Below are 16,681 nucleotides of genomic sequence, written 5' to 3'. Positions count from 1 at the left end.
TGCATCATGCCCGTGCGAGGTCGGCGGCCGGCGGCTGGTAGGCCTCCGGTCGGCGGTCCCGCAGGTGCCCCATCGACCGGCGGGCCGACTCCAACGCCGCCGCCACGTCGATCTCCGCCACCGCCACCCCCGCCGCGACCCCGGTGGTCGCCAGCACCTCACCGCCGGGGTCGACCACCTTGGCGCAGGCCACGAACCGCAGCGAGCCGAACTGCCCGGACTGGTTCGACGACACCCACACGACCTGGTTCTCCAACGCCCGCGCCCGGTCGAACAGGTCGAACCGGCGGGTCCACCGGTCCTGCGCCAGGTCGGCGGCGGGGTTCGTGCGGCTGGCCGGCCATGCCGACGCGCACACCACGATCTCCGCGCCGTCCAGCGCCAGGGCGCGGGCCGACTCGGGGAAGGCCTTGTCGTAGCAGATCATCATGCCCAGCCGGCCGACCGGCGTGTCGAACGCGGCGAAGCCGTCGCCCGCGCCGTAGCTGGCGTTCTCGTTCAACGGCTGGTGCACCTTGCGGTGGTTGCCCAGGACGCCGTCACCGTTCACGCAGACGACGCTGTTGTAGCGCACGCCGTCGGCCAGTTCGCAGTACCCGGCGGTGACGACCAGGTCGCCGGCCAGCGCCGCCAGCCGGCCGATCTCCGGACCGTCCAACGCCAACGCGGGCGGACCCTCCGCACTTCCATCCAAAGTGGACAGGTAGCCGCCCAGACACGCCTCCGGCAACGCCAGCAGGCCGACGCCGGCCGACTTCGCGTCGTCGACCAGCTCGGCCACCCGGCCGAAATCCGCTTCCAGGTCGCGGTCGAACGGCGCCGCCGCGGCGGCCACGCGCAGGACGCTCATGCGATCCCCATTCCCGTCACGGCGTCCGTGACAGCTTCGGTGACGTCTCCGTCCGGCCAGCGCAGCACGACACCGCGTCCGGCGACCAGTTCGCCGCACACCGCGCTGTGCGCCGGGCCGGCGGGTGGAGCGGGGGCGTCCGGTTCGTCGGCGGTGAGCATGGCGAAGCCGGGGAAGCAGGTGAGCCAGTCACCCGCGCTCGCCGCGGCCGGCCGCGGCACCGCCGCCACGTCGAGCACGGCGGCGCAGCCACTGGCCTCGGCGAGCATTCCGAGCGTGCCCACCACACCGGCCATGGACACGTCCTTGGCGGCTTTCGGTCGCGCGACGGCCACCGAGCCGAGCATCGCGCGCAGTTCGGACGTGCGGCGGGTGGACGTCGAGTCCCACTGGCGACCTTGATAACCGGCCCGCCAACCACCACCCAGATCGGCGGTGAGCCGGACCCGGTGCCCCGGCTTCCCACCACCGGCGGGCACCGGGTGCGCGGTCCGCCCCAGCGCCGTGACCGACAGCGCGGCGGGCACGCCGAACTGCGTGTGCCCACCCAGGACCGGCACACCGTAGGCGGTGCACGCCATCCGCAGTCCACCGAGGATCCTGGACGCGAAGGACACGTCCCGCGCACCGATCGTGTCCAACAACCCGACCGGTTCCGCGCCCATCGCGGCCAGGTCGTTGAGGTTCACCAGCACCGAGCACCACCCGGCCCACTCGGGTGAGCGCTCCACCATCGAGGGCACGATCGCGTCGCACGCCGCCACCAGATCGCTGCCGGGCACGGGAGCGCCGTCGTCACCGACGAAACCGGCCCCGCCGGGGTCCAGCCCGCGCAGCAGGCGCCCGAGGTCGCGCTTGGTGGCGGCGACCAGCGCGGCGATGCGACCGATCGGCCACCGCATCAACACGTGCGCACGCCCGGACACGACGACGTCCCGGACCCGTGTCCACCCCAACCTGGTGAACAGCACCTCGTTGCGCGCCTGCACGGTCGCGTCGAACCGCAACGCCCCGGCGGCCTCCGCGCGGGCGCACGCCGCCCGCACGAGGGCGGGCCCGATCCCGCTCGTGCCGCGACTGGCCGGGTCCACCACCAGTCGCCCGCCCTGCCACCAGCCGACGTCCGGCCCGTCGATCCGGGCGGGGTGCAACCGCACCCCGCCCAGCACCCGGCCGTCCCCGTCCCGCGCCACCAGCACGACCGTGCGCGGATCCTCGTCGTGCGCGTCCAGGTCGGTTCCGGAGAACAGCCCCTGCTCGTCCACGAACACGCGCCCGCGCAGCTCCCGGTAAGGCACGACGTCGTCCGCCTGCTCGATCCGGAACTCCGGCCGCACGGGCCGCTCACCGAGCAACGCGACGACCTCGGAGGTCGCCCGGGGCGTGCCGTCGAAGGCGATCATCCGCCCACCGCCTGCAACACCCCGCACGCGCCACACGCCGCGCACCCGGCCTCCTGGGCAGCACCGGTCATTCCGGCCGCACGCAGCAGCCCGGCGATCCGCGACGTCACCTCGGCGACCAGTTCGATCGACGGCCCCGCCACGCCGTCCCGCCGCGCCAACGTGCCCACCATCGGCCGGAACGGCACCGCGAACGGGTACACGCCCCGCTGTATCAACGACGCCGCGCCCGCGACGATCGAATCGGCGTCCTCGCCCAGACCAATCAGCAGGTAGGTGGACACCTTGTTCCACCCGAACACCCGCACCGCCTCGTCCCACGCCGCCCAGTACTCCGACAGTGGCACGGTCGACTTGCCGGGCATCCACCGCCGTCGCACCTCGTCGTCCAACGACTCGACGTGGATGCCGATCGCCGTCGCACCCGCCGCCCGCAACTCGGCGAGCACGTCCAGATCGCCCGGCGGCTCGATCTGCACCTGGATCGGCAGCCCCGGCACGGCCTCCAGCACCGCCCGGACAGCGCGCACCAGGTTGCGGGCACCGCGGTCGGGACCGGAGGTCGTCCCGGTCGTGATCACCATCTGCCGGACGCCGTCGAGCCGGACGGCCGCCGACGCTACCTCGGCCAACTGCGCGGGTGTCTTGGCCGCGACCGTCGCACCCGACCGCAACGACTCTTCGATCGTGCAGAACCGGCACCGCTGGTCCTCCACGTACCGGACGCACGTCTGCACGATGGTCGTCGCCAGCACGTCCTTGCCGTGCAACCGGGCGATCTGCTCGTACGGCACGCCGTCGGCGGTCGCCAGGTCGTAGAACTTCGGCCGGCGCACCACCGTCAGCGACAACCCGGTGTCCACCGCGCCGTGCCAGATCCTGCCGTCCCGCACCTCGTAGGGGCTGTCGGGGTTGCGGGGCAGTGCTGCGTTGGCACCGTCGACCAGGACGTGCCCGTCGTCGCTGGGCCCCGCGCCCTGCGGCCGTCGCACGGGCGCGTCCACCCGCACGCCTTGCACGGCGATGCCGACCCTCGCCGTGATCACGTCGTTCTCGGTGCCAACGCGCACGACGAACCTCCTAGAACATGTAGGTGGAGTTGATGATCGCGCCCTTGCGCGCGTAGTGGATCAACGCGTCCTGCACGTCCAGCGGGTGCGTGGGGATGACGCCCTCGATGAGGTCTTCCTCCCGCGCGCCGTGCAGCGACAGGCCGAACCGGCAGCAGAACACCTTGCCACCCTCGGCGATGAACGTCTTGAGCTGGTCGTTGATGTTCAGCTCACCGGGGAAAGCCGCGTTACCCGTGGTCGGGAACCCCCGGGTGGCCAGGCAGTTCAGCGAACCGGGTCCGTAGAAGTAGATCGCCGACTCGAAGCCCTTGCGCAGCGCGCGGGTCGCCTGCAGGATCGCCACGAAGCTCACCGACGACTCGTGCGCGATGCCGTGGACGAGGGTGAAGTACACCTCTCCCGGCTCGGCTTGGTAGTCGGGGAACACCTTGGTCCCGCCGTAGAGGGACGAGCCCTCGGGCAGCGACGGGTGGGGGATCTCGTCGAGGCTCTGCTTCTCGAGTTCGGTCAGGTCGGCCATCTCGACTCCTTGTCAGCCGTAGAGTTCTTCGAACGTGCCGCGGAAGACGAGGTCGGCGAGCTCGCCGTCCCCGACCGCCGCGCGCAGGCGGGCGCACTCACCGGGGTGGTCGCCCCACGGCTCGTCGCTGGCGAACAACACGCGGTCGTGCCCCGTGCCGCGCTTGTCGATCTCGTCGGCGAGCCAGCGCGGCGCGAAGCCGATCGCCCACGACAGGTCGGTGTAGACGCGCTTGCCCCGGTCGATCCAGTCGAAGAAGCGCGAGCCGGCCAGCTTGATGTGTCCGCTCGCGCCGCCGCCGAAGTGCACCAGGTGCACGGCGACGTGGTCGCCGTACCAGTCGACGAGGTGACCGACCTCGTCGACGTCGGACGCGGCTCCGGGCGAGGTGTGCACGTGCACCACCAGGTCGTGCTCGGCCGCCACCGCGAAGATCCGGTCCAGGCCGGGGCGGCACGCCGGGTCGGTGGGCCTGCCGCCGAGCAGGAAGCTCAGCTTCAGCGCCCGGACCCCCGGCTCGCCCGCCAGGTGCAACGCCTCTTCGGTGCGGTCCGCGTCGCGGCTCAGCGGTGACACCCACAGCCCGGCCCTGATCCGGTCGTCCACGCTCGCCGCCTCCACGCACAACTCGTTGAAGGAGAACGCGATCGCCGGATCGGGCACGCCGTAGTTGGGTATCACCAGCGCGCGTTCGGTGCCTTCCGCGTCGAGGTCGGCGATCAGCTCGGCGATGGTGGCGCGGGAGTTGCGGTCGGGGCGCACGGCCGGCCCTCCGTAGAACGGGTGCGCGGGCAGCACGCCGAGGTGTCGGTGCGCGTCGAAGACCATGGTCACCTCCGGGTCAGGCCACGGTGCGCGGCGCGGTCCAGTCGTCATCACGGGGCCAGGTGTCGGTGCGGGTGCCCGCGATCCAGCGGACCTCGGCGGGCGACGGCGCCACCCGCGGCCGGGTGATCTCGCGGGCCAGGTGCTCGGCGTCGTCGCCGACACCGCAGAACCGGCCCGAGCCCCACGTGTGCTGCCAGGGCAGGCCCAGGAAGTACAGGCCGGGGCAGCTGGTCGCACCGCGCACGTGCGTCGGGTAGCCGCGGCCGTCGAAGACCGGCACCTCGATCCATCGGTGATCGGTGCCGAAGCCGGTGGCCCAGACGACGGCGGAAAGCGTTGCTGCGTCGACTTCTCCGGGACCAACGGGCGGCACCCACACCGGTTTGTAACGAGTCTCTTGTGGAGCGTCGATACCTTGTCGAGCTATGTGCGCGTCGATGGTGTCCTTGATGCCCTCGGACACCGCGTCGGCGTTGTCGAGGCTGGCCTTGAGGTCGTCGGCGAACCGCAGCACACCCCTGGTGACCCCGACGAGCCTGCCGTGCAACCGCATCCCGTTCCGGGCGAACGCCCGCAAGTCGATGTCACGCCCGCCGTCGCGCCCCGTGACGTAGTGGTTGACCCGGAACCGAATCGCGTCCGAGTCGTCGAACTCCTCGATCCCGCGCCGGTAGTAGCCCATCTCGTCCAACCACGCGACCACGTCCCGACCCCGGTAGGAGCGGGCGACCCGCGGCGCCGAACCGACCGCGAGGTGCACCCGGCGACCGGCCAGGTACAGGTCTTCGGCGATCTGTGCGCCGGACTGCCCGCTGCCCACGACCAGCACTTCGCCGTCGGGCAGCTGTTCGGGGCTGCGGTAGGCCGAGGAGTGCACTTGCACGACGGTTTCCGGCATCCGTTCCGCCAGGCGGGGAATGCGCGGCACCTGGTACGGCCCGGTGGCCAGGACGACCTGGTCCGCCGTGAGCACACCGCTCGTCGTGGTGAGCTGGAATCCCTTGTCGGTGCGTCGAAGCCGGGTGACCGCGACACCTTCGCGCAGTGGTGGTCCGAACGAGCGAACGTAGTCACGGATGTAGGCCACGACCTCCTCGCGCCCCATGAACCCGTCCGGGTCGTCACCGGAGTACGGGAACCCCGGCAACCGGCACTGCCAGTTGGGTGTCACGAGACAGAACGAGTCCCACCGCCGGGAACTCCACTCGCCGCCCGCGGTGTTCTTCTCCAACACCACGTGCTCGACGCCGCGCTCACCCAACCGATGGCTCATGGACAACCCGGCCTGCCCACCACCCACCACCACCACGGGCAGGTGCACGCCGTCCAGTTCGTCGTGCTCGACCACTGTTCGATCCCTTCGGACAGCGCGGATACCGCGTCGGACCAGGGTTCTCGAAGAGTTCGCACCGCGCCGGCGGGGTGCGGTTCGACGGTTGAAGTACAGCGACGGCCGATGTCGAACGTGTTTCATCCGGAACGCCATAACGTTACCTTGCGCGCACCCACCGTAGTCGTGAACCAGTTGCTCTGTTGGGGTGGTCGCCGCAGCCACATCTCACATCTGAGGGGTCTCGATCTCGTCCAGGGTGCTCGAACTTCCATCGCTGCCGGTAGAGCGCGGCCAGTTCGGCCGCGGCGGCGTGGTCGGGATCGGTGATCGTGGTGATCAGCCGGATCAGCTGCTGACCCACTACGCCGTGCGTGAGCTGATGCACGAGGCCGCCGACCCGGTCGACCGGGACTTCACCACCGGGAGGCCGGACGCCTTGTGGGTGGCGGACTTCACCTACGTGCCGACCCGGTCGGGCACCGTCTACGCCGCGTTCGTGATCGACGTGTCCTCCCGCAACACACGTCTCCGGCCTTCACCGACCACCTCCTCGCAGCCGGGATCGACGCCTCGATCGGCTCCGTCGGCGATGCCTGCGACAATGCCCTGGCCGAGTCGGCCATCGGGCTCCACAAGACCGAACCGATCAATCGGCAAGGGCCCCTGACGCACCCTTGACCAGGTCGAATACGCCACCCTGGAGTACATCGACCGGTACAACAACCGGCGGCTGCACAGCAGCATCGGTCACCTGGCGCCCGCGAAGCCGAGGCCGTCTACCACCGTCGACACCAGCCGACCCCGGCTGGAGCAGTCAACTGAACGAGTTTCCATCGAACCCCGGGCGGTTCAGGTCGAGGTCGTCGAGTTGCCGTTGGAGATGTTGGGCTTCGGTGTCGCGGCCTTGTTCCCGGTACAGCTCCAGTGCCTCCCACCACACCGCCCGTGCCCGGTCGTGTTGGCCGAGGGAGGCATGGGGGTGGCCGAGGTTACCGAGGGTTTCCGCGACGTCGTAGGCGTTGCCAAGGGTACGGAACAACGTGAGTGCTTGGTGGTAGTGGCCGATGGCTTGATGGTGGTCGCCGGTGCGGTGGGCGATGAACCCGAGGCTGTCCAGGGTGGCAGCCTCGCCGTCGGGGTTGCGGTGGTGTCGGTGCAGGGTGAGGGCGGCGCCGCAGTGGTCGCGGGCGGTGTCGAACTCGCCCAGGCGGGCGGCGAGCCAGCCGACCGAGTTGAGCACGTTGGCTTCCTGCACCGGTTGGTCGAGGGTGCGGTGGAGGTCGAGGGCGTGTCGGGCGTGGTCCAGGGCCCGCCGGTCGTCGCTCAGCCGTTCCAAGGCGACCGCGAGCTCATGGTGTGCGTGTGCTCCTTCGGTGGGGTCGTGGTGGCGCACGGCCAGGTCGAGCGCCCGGTTCAAGTGCCCGGCGGCCTTTTCGTGTAAGCCCAGCAGTGAGCACGCGCGGCCGAGGAACCGGTGAGCGCGGCTGCGGGTGGCGGGGTCAGGCAGGTGTGCGACGACGTCCAGCGCGGCCCGCCACGTGGCGAGTGCGTCGCGCCGGTGCCCCCGCCGGACATGGAAGGTTTCCAGGACCCAGGCGAGGTGCCAGACAACATGGTGGCGGCCGAGGGCGACCGCGGCGCGCTGGGTGGCCAGCAGGGTGGCGTGCTCGGCCTCCAACCAGGCCATCGCGGTTGCGGCGTCGGGCAGCGGGTGTGGGTGGACGCCGGGCGCGGGTGGGTCGGGCCGCAGAAGTTCGCGGTGGGGGAACAGGAGGCGGTCAGCGGCGTGCGCGGTGTGCAGGTGGAAGTCCCCCACCCGCACCAGGGCCACCTCCCGTACGTCGTCGGGCCAACCACGGGCGGTGGTGGCTGCGTAGGCGCGGACCAGGTCGTGCATCGCGTACCGGCCGTGCGGCCGCCGTTCGAGCAGGGACGCCTCCTCCAGCGCCGATAGCGCCCTGCGTGCGCGGGCCGGTGGCAGGTCGGTGAGGCAGGCTGCGGCGGGCAGAGTGGTGTCGGGGCCGGGTGCGATGCCCAGCAGCCCGAACACGGTGCGTTGTTCGTCGGTGAGCGGGCGCAGGGACCAGGACAGCACGGCGGACAGGCTGGCGACGGGGTCGGTGTCGTGGTCGAGCGTCTCCAGGCCCAGCTTGCGCAGCTCGGCGGCGATCTCGGCCAGCGCGATGCCGGGGTGGGTGGAGGCGTTGCGCGCCGTGATCGACAGAGCCAGCGGGTAGCCACCGCACAGGTCGACCAGATCGTTGACGGCGTCGGGCTCGGCGGCGACGCGGTCGGTGCCCAGGCGCCGGGCCAGCAGGGCATGAGCCTCGGCGTGGGCCAGCACGCCCAGGGTCAGGTGGCGGGCGCCGTGCCGGTCGATCAGCGAGACCAGTTTTCGGCGGCCGGTGACCAGCACGGTGCAGGTCGGGCTGCCCGGCAGCAGCGGCACTACCTGGTCGGCGGTGGCGGCGTTGTCCAGCACGATCAGCATCCGCCTGCCCGCGACCAGGCTCCGGTACAACGCGGCCTGCGCGTCCGGGTCGGTCGGGATGCGGCAAGGATCGACGCCCAGGGCGTCGAGGAACCCGCGCACCGCCACCCCGGACGACATCGGCTCGCCCGCAGGGCTGAACCCGCGCAGGTCCACGAACAGCTGTCCGTCGGTGAACCGGTCCAGGTGGCGGTGCGCCCAGGCCAGTGCCAGCCAGGTCTTGCCGATCCCTCCGGCCCCTCCGATCGCCGAGACCATCACCGTCGTGCCCGCGACGGGCAGCTCGGCGCGGGCCGGTCCCGGCACGGCGACGTCAGCTCTGTCGGGTGGGGCGGTGGTCGTCAGGGCGCGGTCCAACTCGGCCAGGTCCGCTGCCCGTCCGGCGAACAGCGCCGGCGCGGCGGGCAGTTGACGCGGTATCACCTGCGTCGGTGGAGGGGGTGCCGCGTGCAGGTGCACGTCACCGTGGACCACCCCGGCCTGCACTACGCCGCCCGCGCCACCTGATGCCGTGTTGCGCACTTCAAGTTCGTGTGCGGTGTGGGAGGCGTCGGGCTTGTGGGACTGCGGAGCCTCGGGCGTCACCACCCTTTGAACACCCCCTCGGCCTGGTCGCTGGTCGGCGAGTCGCAGCGTCGCACCGTGACCACCGGATGCCGGCCGGTCCCTGCGAAGTTCACCCGACCGTTCGAACTCGCTCCGAAGAAAGACGGACACCACCGGCTGTCGGCGTACCGGTCAACGTCCGCAGCCCGGTACGGATGTTCCCGTACTTACCTGTGCACACCAGTTCGGTGTGCCGTTCGGGTCGTTCTCGCTCACGGACCTGTGCGGGTTGGCGGTCGCGCAGCTCGACCTCGTTGCGCAGTCCGTCGATGCGCCTGGTGAGGTGGTGGTGTTCGGCGGCGAGGCGTTCGGTGCGGTCCTGGGCGTTGGTGAGGGCGTCGAGGTCGCGTTGGTGGGCACTGTTGGCGAGCGGGATACCGAACACGCACATCAGGCCGAAGCCATGGCGGAGCTCGTCCGCCTGCGCGTCGAGCAGGGCGAGGTCGACTGCGCGGAGAGCCTGACGCAATCGATAGCCGATCCCGCGTACACGGCAAGGGTGCTGGCCGGTCTGGACTGCCTGGTCGACCCGGGGAAGATCACCGCGCTGATGATCGAGCTCACGGTCCGCGACCACTGGTCGACCCTCATCCCCCTGGCCGCTCTACCCGACCGCACGAGCCTGCTCGAAATCCTGAGCGACGAGGTGACAGCGGCATTGCGGTGAAACCGCTCCTCCTCGCCCGCGCCGCCCGCCCATCACTCACCGGAACGTACCGACGGGTTCAGCCAGCCGCTCCATCCTGTGGGGTGTCAGAACTCTGCGCTGGACCGCTGAGCTACGGGGATCGCGTAGCACGAACCGCAGGAGCATGATCGTGAGACGTGGCGTTACGACTGCTGTACCTGATCTTCGGTCGGCTCGTCGGTTGGCTGGTTCTGCTCGGCCGGTCCTCCGCAGTGAAGGACGCCGAGCTGTTGGTGCTGCGGCATGAGGTCGCCGTGCTGCGACGGACGAATCCTCGTCCCCGGTTGGAGTCGGCCGATTCGCGCGGTGCTCGCCGCGCTCGTGCGGCAACTCCCTCGGCTGCTGCGCCCGCGCCGGTTGGTGACACCGGACACCGTCCTGCGGTAGCACCGGCGCCTGGTCGCGAAGAAGTGGACCTATCCGAGTCGGCCCGGGCGCCCGCCGGTCGACGACACCGTGGTGGCGTTGGTCGAGCGGATGGCGCGGGAGAACACCGGCTGGGGCTACTGCGGGATCCAGGGCGAGCTGCTCAAACCAGGGCACCGGGTAGCCGCGTCCACGGTTCGCCGTGGACTCAAGCGCCTACGCATACCCCCCGCGCCCAAGCGTGACACCGACACCTCGTGGCGACGGTCCTGCGTGCCCAGGCCACGAGCATGTCGGCCTGCGACTTCTTCCACCTACTCATGGACCTCGACGACAGGGCCGATCACTTCCGGCTCCTCATCCGAGACCGAGCCGGCCAGTTCACCCCTCGTTCGACGCCGTCCTCACCGACTCCGGCATCGAGGTCGTGAAGATTCCGCCACGCTGCCCGCGGGCGAACTGCTATGCCGAACGGTTCGTCGGCACCGTCCGAGGCGAAGCCACCGACCGACTGCTCGTCATCAACGAGCACCACCTCAAGTCAGTGCTCAACCGATGCGCGGCTCACTACAACCACCGCCGCCCACACCGAGCCCACGAGGTGCCGCCGGCCGACGGTTGCTGACGAGCGCCTACCGCTCGCGAGCGAGGCGGTTCGATGCGTTCACTGCGGTGGTCTGCCGGCCCGTGCCGATGGGAGTGGAGACAAGGTGCTCGGTGGTGGTCGCTTGCCGACGTTCGGAGTCGACATCCCGCTGCTACCCCTGGCCGCAGGGCCGAGCGGCCAGGGGTAGCGGTCGACGCCGCGGCAGCAGGCGAGAACCGGGTCGTCCGGTCAGGCCCGGATCAGTTGCCACTGCTGGTTGGGCCCGCCGTTGGCGGTCCACTGCACGACCTGCGCCCCGTCGTTCGTCGCCGCACCGTAGACGTCCGCCACCAGTCCGCTGTCGTGGCTGACGATGGTGTAGTAGCCGTTGCCGGTGGACCGCAGGTACCACATCTGGTTGGTGCCGCCGTTGGCCGTCCACTGCTGCAGTTGCAGCCCAGCCGTGCTGCTGTTGGCGTTGACGTCGAGCACCTTTCCGCTCGGGACGTACCGGAGGGTGTAGGAGCCGTCGGAGGTCGTGGCGACGGTCCAGGTGCCGGTGCCACTCTGCTGGACCACCTTGGCACCGTCCGCGGTGGAGTTGCCCGCGACGGCGAGCGGCTTGCCGCTGTTGCGGTTGACGATGCGGTAGTTGCCCGGTGCGGGTCCGTCTCCGCCGCTTCCGCCGAGGTTGAAGTACTCCACCGCGTCGGTGAAGACGGGCCTACCGGACTTCGTGGTCGACAGCTGCAGGTACACGCGGTTGCCGGTGGCCGGGGTGGTGAAGGACACCGGCTGGGTGACCCGCGAGCCGAGCGGGACGGTCAGGGTCGTGCTTCCGGACGCGACGACCGCGCCGTCCGGCGCGTCGAGCCGCGCCGTCCAGGTGAAGCCCACCGAGGTGTCGGCGAAGTCGTCGTTGAAGACGGTGATGTTGCGGGTGACCGTGGCGTTCCGGGCGTAGTTGGGCACGGCCTGCGGCAGGGGGAAGGTGCCGTTGGAGTCCGAGACGCCGGAGGCCGACCAGTAGGGGAGGTCGACCGCGGCCACCGGGTTGAACGCCGCCTGCACGCGCTGGAACTGCGGGTTGCTCCAGGGGTCCGGGAGGTTGTCCGCGCCGTAGACAGGGCGACCGCCCTCCTCCGTGACGAAGTCGGTGGTCCGCACTCCGGGCACGACGCCGGCCCAAGCGGACAGCAGCGTGTACGGACGCAGGTCGGTGGCGTTCTTGCCGCGCTTGGCCAGGGTTGCCGTGGCGAACCACTCGAAGCCCTGCTTGGTGCTGCATGCCGGCCAGATGTACTCGCCCTCGCCGTCGGGGCGCCCATTCACGGTCTTCAGGCCCTCCCCGTACTTGCCGAAGCCGTCGACGTAGTGCGGGATCACCGCGAAGTTGGCGTACGTCATCCCGGGATACGCGTTGAGATTCCCGTCGACACCCACCTCGACAATGATCGGCCGGGTGCCATCGGCGCCGTTCATCGCCGCGTACAGGTCCTTCTCGAACTGTTCGGAATCCTGGCCGCTCTGGTTCGATTCGTTGGCCTGGCTCCAGCGGATGACCGCGGGGTGGTTGCGGTCGCGCAGGACCAGCGCACGGGCGTGGTTGACCATGTTGTCGTGCCCGGCGATCCAATCCTGCTTGCCGGAGGAGCCGCGGATCGCGGTCTCGCCGATGATCATCAGGCCCATCTCGTCGGCGACATCCAACATGTACGGGCTCGCGGGCTCCTGGTGGATGCGCACCACGTTGAAGTTCAGCCGCTGGTAGTTGTCCACCGCCTGCGGCCAGCCGCCGTTGCCGGGCGACGGGGGCAGGAAGCCGGGCAGGGTGTCGTAGGCGTCGCCCTTGCCGCCGTTGTTGATCCGGTCATAGTTGGCACCCTGGAGGTTGTCGCCGCGGAAGTTCACGCGCACGCCGTTGAGGTAGTAGTAGTCACCGTTCTGGGTGGCCTCCCGGAACCCGAACCGGTACGTGGCGTCGCTGGTGCGCCCGTCGGCGACGGCATGCACCGTCAGCCGGTGCAGCTGCGCCCGGTACCCCGACCGGTATGGCACGTTGGGCCACCAGTACGAGGTGCTGTCGAGGTTCCACGCGACCGGCCCGACGGTCACGGTCACGGTCGAGTTGGCCGCCACGGTGACCGTACGGCTGGGCAGTTCCGGGTAGCTGAAAGCCGTGCCGTTGATGGACGACAGCGACCCGGTCAACGTCACCGACCGGGAACTGCCCGAGGTGTTGCGCACCGACACGTCGTAGCTCAACGTCTTGTTCGCCACCGACGTACGCACGAATGTGTCGCTGACGTACACCGCCGGGTATACCTGCAGGAACGCGGATCGGAAGATCCCCTGCGGTACCGCCTCGGACCAGTCGGCGGCGTCGGGCACCAGGTACCGGCCGTTGGATGCCTTCAGCGCTCCGCGGCCCTTCACGGCGACGCTGATCGTGTGGGTGCTACCGGGGGCCGCGTAGGCGGTGATGTCGAAATTCGACGGCGTGAACGCCGTGGTCTGCGTCGCCACCACCCGGCCGTCGACCGACAGCGTCGCCTGGTGGTTGACCGCCCCGAACTCGATCCACGTCGACTGCGGCTGACCCGAGTCGGGCACGGTGATGCTGCGCGAGTACACCGCCTCGTTCACGTCGGTGAAGCCCTGCTTGTACCAGCCGCCGCCGGGCACGGTGATCGAGGTCGCCCCCCGGCCCGCTGGGGTGAAGCTCCACGTCCCGGCAAGGTCGACCGAGGCGATCGCGGCGGCGCCGGCTGCCGCGGCCGCGGCAGCCGCGGCCGTGACGGCCGGTTGTCCTGCGGCGGCCGGCTGTTCTGCGGCGGCGGGTTGTACCGTGCCGATGGCCGCGAGGAGCGTTGCGCCGGCCAGCGCTGCGCGGACGAAGCGCTGGAATAGCGTGCGAGGGCTGTTCTGACGCATCAAGAAACCCCTTTCGCGGGTGTCGCGTCTACGGGGATACACCGATCATCGGACCCATCGTCACTACCGCCGGGGCCGCCGAACTGGATAGGTCCACTACGGACTCGTCTACCGGCTCGTGCCCGCGGGGCAGGGCATCGGTCGGTGGTTCGAGCCGGACGTGATCTGCTGGCTGCCGATGTAGGTCCAGGTGGCGACCGGCGCCCCGTTGTTGGTGACGGCGACGTTGGCGGCGAGCACGCGCGACAACCTTGGCACGGTGACCCCTTCGGAGCTGGGAGCGTTCCCAGGCACAGACTGTAACGGAGCCCTCACAGGTTGGAAAGCGGCCGGTCGTTGCGACCAGTGCTAATTATTTTGAGCAGAAAGTATTGAGCTGCCTACATGATGGCGTAGCGGACGTGCGGGGCCCGGATGTAGCCGCGGACGATGTGCGGTCGGCGTTGGCGGCGGTGCAGGAAGCGTCGGGTCTCGTGGGCGAGGTGGTCGACGTTGTGGGTGCGGGAGGCGTTGACGTTGCGTTCTGAGGTCGGCGTTGGGCAACTCGTCCGGGTTGGGCTCGGGGCTGTAGCCGGGCACCAGGTGAAGCTCGACCCGGTCGGCGACGACGTGGACCTTCCGGCCCGCCTGGCGTGCCACGCGGTCCAGAAACGCGGTGAACCGCTCGGTGAACACGGTGAACCACAGCGCGCCTCGGTGTGCCCATTGACCACCTTGGACACCGTCGCCGCCGAGACGCCCGCCAACTGGGCGAGCCTGGCGATGGTGATCACCCCGCCGCTCGTCTCGGGAGCCGGCGGGTCGGAGGTCGAAGCCATGTCAGAGGTCCCACCGGAGGACGATCAAGGCGAAGTCGACCATTGGTAAATGCCGTCCCTGCTCTGCGGCGTGCTGTGGTATTGGACTGAAGTGCGAACCCTTGCGGACCGGGGTCGGCTGTCAGGACCTCGTGACCGGCCCGTCGGACAGTGACCGATTTGTCGGAACAGAGTCCAGACGGGTCAGGCGGATCGCCATGTACGGGCGGGCGGGCAGTTCCACGCGCAGGGTGGTGCCCGTGGACTCGGCGACGCGGTGCACCGTCATGGCCCAGGTGTCGATCACATCGATCGCGAACGTCCCGTTCGTGGGCAGGCTGACGTTGCGGAACCGCGGGCGGTTGAAGCCGAAGTAGACGAGTTCGTACTCGCCCCGGACTCCGCCGCGCGGTGCGTCCCAGTCGGAGTCGAGGGGGTCGAGCACGCCGGTGGGGGACTCGCGGATGATGTCGTGCAGGAACCCGATGCGCTCGGGGCTGGTCCCGACGAGTCGGCCGCCCTTCGACCACCACAGTTCCTCGGCGTCGTTGAGGTAGGTCTCGCCGTGTTGGACGTACCCGCCGCGGACCGCGCCTTCCCAGCAGCGCCGCACCAGCTCTTCGCCGGTGATGTTGCCCCAGCCCGGCTCGATGTCGCCCTCGTAGGCGCACTCGTCGACCACGACGGGCTTGCCCCACTGCTCCCGCCATGCGTCGGTGTTCTCCGCGGTGCGGTACACGTCGACGCGTTGGATGCTGCAGTGGGTGATCCACGGCTTCGCGTAGTCGTAGAACGGGCCACAGTTGTGGATGGAGTTCAGGTGGCCGACGGTGTCCTCCTCGGCGACGATGCCGGCCAGGCGTTCCCAGTCCTCGTCGGTCTTGGTCCGCACCATGTCGTACTCGTTCGCCATCGACCACCACACGTTCGACAGCGCCGACAGCCGCCTCACCGCGTACCGCGTCAGCCGGTTGTCGACGTCACGGCCCAGATCGCTGAAACCCCAGCGGTCGTAGGGGTGGAAGAGGATGACGTCCGCCTCGATCCCCAGCTCCCGCAGCACACGCACCTCGTCCTCGAACCGCCGGAAGAACCGGGGGTCGAACCGGGTCGTGTCCCAACCGGCCTCGACGGAGCCAGGGAACGGGTACAACTCGGGCTCATCGGTGTTGTACACGTACCACTTCGGCAGCAGGCACATCCGCACCTTGGTGAACGTGGCCGCCGCCAGGGTGCGCCGGGTCGCGGCCCGCAGCCGTTCCGGCTGGTGCGTCCACGCATAGGCGGTGGTCCCCAACGGCACGTACCGCGTGCCGTCGGCGTGAGCGAAGTGGTGCCCGTCGGCGACCCGCACCGGACCGTGACGCCCGTCCGCGGCCGGAGTGCACATGAACCGGCCGGAGAGGCGGTCGAGAGAGCGCGCTGTCGAGGACGTGACGAACGTCCAGGCACCCTCGCTGTCCGGCATGAACCGGATCCGGTACGTTCCCTCGCCGTCGTAGAAGCCGCCGACGCGCAGCTCCCGGTCCCCGTCGCTGAACGTCGCGCCGAGGTCCACGTCGACGAACGGATTGCCGTGTGACGGCCCGTCGATCTCGATCTCGAACACGTCCCAACGAGCGCATCGTTCACCGTGACGCAAGAGGGCTGTGCCTCCCGTGAGGTCAGCGCTGTCGTAGGACGGACGTGGGTGTGTCACACGTAGCCTCCTGTCGTCGCGGCGTTATCGCACAGTATTCGAACCGCGCGACCTGACGCTCTCGGACGAGGGGTTGACCAGTGAGCCATTTTCATCGTGACGTCGCAGGTCACGGCGCGAGCTGAGCAGTGGGGAGCGGTGGGCGAGGCTCCCGGTAAGACAGCAGTCGACCAAGATCCGATGCCCCAACCGGGAGCCTCGTCGTGCTGTCTTACCCTGCCGCGATTCCGCTGTCCAACCACACCCTCGTCCGCCTGGGCGACCTGATCCGCGCGGAGCGGACTCGGCGTCGGTCTCGTTGGCGGCGACTTGACCCTGGTCGTCAGGCGTTGCTCGTGCTCGCGCACCTGCGTAACGGCGATACCCACGCCCGCCTCGCCGCCGGGTTCGGCATCTCCCTCAGCACCGCCTGACGCTATGTCCGTGAAGCGGTGGACCTGCTCGCCGGCCTGGCCGACGACCTCCACGCCGCGGGTGAACGCGCCGCCCGCCTGGCCTACGCGATCC

The 16,681-nt window shown here is 69.9% G+C and carries 13 protein-coding genes and 2 pseudogenes; 5 read left to right on the top strand and 10 right to left on the bottom strand.

The features are described 5' to 3' along the window. Positions 1-4: 4 nt before the first annotated feature. From ACYVLT_RS25915 to ACYVLT_RS25890, 6 genes are read right to left on the bottom strand one after another with little or no spacing between them, the layout of a single operon-like run. On the bottom strand, positions 5-850 hold the full coding sequence (locus tag ACYVLT_RS25915; protein ID WP_461122813.1) for a carbon-nitrogen hydrolase family protein: 846 nt from the start codon (positions 848-850) through the stop codon (positions 5-7). Next, a complete protein-coding gene (locus ACYVLT_RS25910; RefSeq protein ID WP_461122812.1) occupies positions 847-2,253 on the bottom strand; it encodes an MSMEG_0567/sll0787 family protein in 1,407 nt (468 codons plus the stop codon). The genes ACYVLT_RS25915 and ACYVLT_RS25910 overlap by 4 nt, the downstream gene beginning before the upstream one ends. Further along, on the bottom strand, positions 2,250-3,323 hold the full coding sequence (locus ACYVLT_RS25905) for an MSMEG_0568 family radical SAM protein (RefSeq protein WP_461122811.1): 1,074 nt from the start codon (positions 3,321-3,323) through the stop codon (positions 2,250-2,252). Before ACYVLT_RS25905 ends, ACYVLT_RS25910 begins: the two co-directional genes overlap by 4 nt. Before the next feature lie 10 nt (positions 3,324-3,333). Continuing rightward, complete coding sequence (locus ACYVLT_RS25900; protein WP_461122810.1) at positions 3,334-3,846, bottom strand: MSMEG_0572/Sll0783 family nitrogen starvation response protein; 513 nt, start codon at positions 3,844-3,846, stop codon at positions 3,334-3,336. Positions 3,847-3,858: 12 nt separating this feature from the next. After that, a complete protein-coding gene (locus tag ACYVLT_RS25895) occupies positions 3,859-4,674 on the bottom strand; it encodes an amidohydrolase family protein (protein WP_461122809.1) in 816 nt (271 codons plus the stop codon). A gap of 13 nt (positions 4,675-4,687) precedes the next feature. Beyond that, on the bottom strand, positions 4,688-6,022 hold the full coding sequence (locus ACYVLT_RS25890; protein WP_461122808.1) for an MSMEG_0569 family flavin-dependent oxidoreductase: 1,335 nt from the start codon (positions 6,020-6,022) through the stop codon (positions 4,688-4,690). 667 nt (positions 6,023-6,689) lie between these two features. Here ACYVLT_RS25890 and ACYVLT_RS25885 point away from each other — a divergent pair. Next, positions 6,690-6,761, top strand: a pseudogene (locus tag ACYVLT_RS25885) (hypothetical protein); the annotation flags it as partial. A 60-nt stretch (positions 6,762-6,821) separates the two neighbouring features. Here ACYVLT_RS25885 and ACYVLT_RS25880 read toward each other — a convergent pair. Continuing rightward, positions 6,822-9,020, bottom strand: coding sequence for an ATP-binding protein (locus ACYVLT_RS25880; RefSeq protein WP_461122807.1), 2,199 nt, complete (start codon positions 9,018-9,020; stop codon positions 6,822-6,824). 274 nt (positions 9,021-9,294) lie between these two features. On the opposite strand from ACYVLT_RS25880, the gene ACYVLT_RS25875 reads away from it, so the two are divergent. Together ACYVLT_RS25875 and ACYVLT_RS25870 are read left to right on the top strand one after the other, a co-directional pair. Further along, entirely contained in the window at positions 9,295-9,771 is a 477-nt protein-coding gene (locus tag ACYVLT_RS25875; RefSeq protein ID WP_461122806.1) for a hypothetical protein, read from the top strand. Positions 9,772-10,360: 589 nt separating this feature from the next. Then, positions 10,361-10,783, top strand: a complete 423-nt coding sequence (locus tag ACYVLT_RS25870) for an integrase core domain-containing protein (RefSeq protein ID WP_461122805.1) — start codon at positions 10,361-10,363, stop codon at positions 10,781-10,783. A gap of 210 nt (positions 10,784-10,993) precedes the next feature. Here the strand turns inward: ACYVLT_RS25870 and ACYVLT_RS25865 are convergent, their stop codons facing one another. Both ACYVLT_RS25865 and ACYVLT_RS25860 read right to left on the bottom strand, forming a co-directional pair. After that, on the bottom strand, positions 10,994-13,678 hold the full coding sequence (locus ACYVLT_RS25865) for an RICIN domain-containing protein (protein ID WP_461122804.1): 2,685 nt from the start codon (positions 13,676-13,678) through the stop codon (positions 10,994-10,996). A 108-nt stretch (positions 13,679-13,786) separates the two neighbouring features. Further along, positions 13,787-13,936 (bottom strand): hypothetical protein, encoded by a 150-nt coding sequence (locus ACYVLT_RS25860; RefSeq protein ID WP_461122803.1) that lies wholly within the window; start codon positions 13,934-13,936, stop codon positions 13,787-13,789. 324 nt (positions 13,937-14,260) lie between these two features. Between ACYVLT_RS25860 and ACYVLT_RS25855 the strand changes: the two genes are divergently transcribed. After that, a complete protein-coding gene (locus ACYVLT_RS25855) occupies positions 14,261-14,545 on the top strand; it encodes a hypothetical protein (RefSeq protein WP_461122802.1) in 285 nt (94 codons plus the stop codon). A 72-nt stretch (positions 14,546-14,617) separates the two neighbouring features. Here the strand turns inward: ACYVLT_RS25855 and ACYVLT_RS25850 are convergent, their stop codons facing one another. After that, positions 14,618-16,174 (bottom strand): DUF5605 domain-containing protein, encoded by a 1,557-nt coding sequence (locus ACYVLT_RS25850; RefSeq protein ID WP_461122801.1) that lies wholly within the window; start codon positions 16,172-16,174, stop codon positions 14,618-14,620. Positions 16,175-16,377: 203 nt separating this feature from the next. Between ACYVLT_RS25850 and ACYVLT_RS25845 the strand changes: the two are divergent. Then, a pseudogene (locus ACYVLT_RS25845) lies at positions 16,378-16,681 on the top strand (helix-turn-helix domain-containing protein); the annotation flags it as partial.

The organism is Saccharothrix stipae (genome assembly GCF_054781895.1).
This window is presented reverse-complemented; position numbering and strand designations above follow the sequence as displayed.

Coding starts and splice junctions, on each gene's coding strand:
- ACYVLT_RS25900 (WP_461122810.1), bottom strand. CDS start 3,846: ATGGCCGACCTGACCGAACTCGAGAAGCAGAGCCTCGACGAGATCCCC.
- ACYVLT_RS25910 (WP_461122812.1), bottom strand. CDS start 2,253: ATGATCGCCTTCGACGGCACGCCCCGGGCGACCTCCGAGGTCGTCGCG.
- ACYVLT_RS25865 (WP_461122804.1), bottom strand. CDS start 13,678: ATGCGTCAGAACAGCCCTCGCACGCTATTCCAGCGCTTCGTCCGCGCA.
- ACYVLT_RS25895 (WP_461122809.1), bottom strand. CDS start 4,674: ATGGTCTTCGACGCGCACCGACACCTCGGCGTGCTGCCCGCGCACCCG.
- ACYVLT_RS25915 (WP_461122813.1), bottom strand. CDS start 850: ATGAGCGTCCTGCGCGTGGCCGCCGCGGCGGCGCCGTTCGACCGCGAC.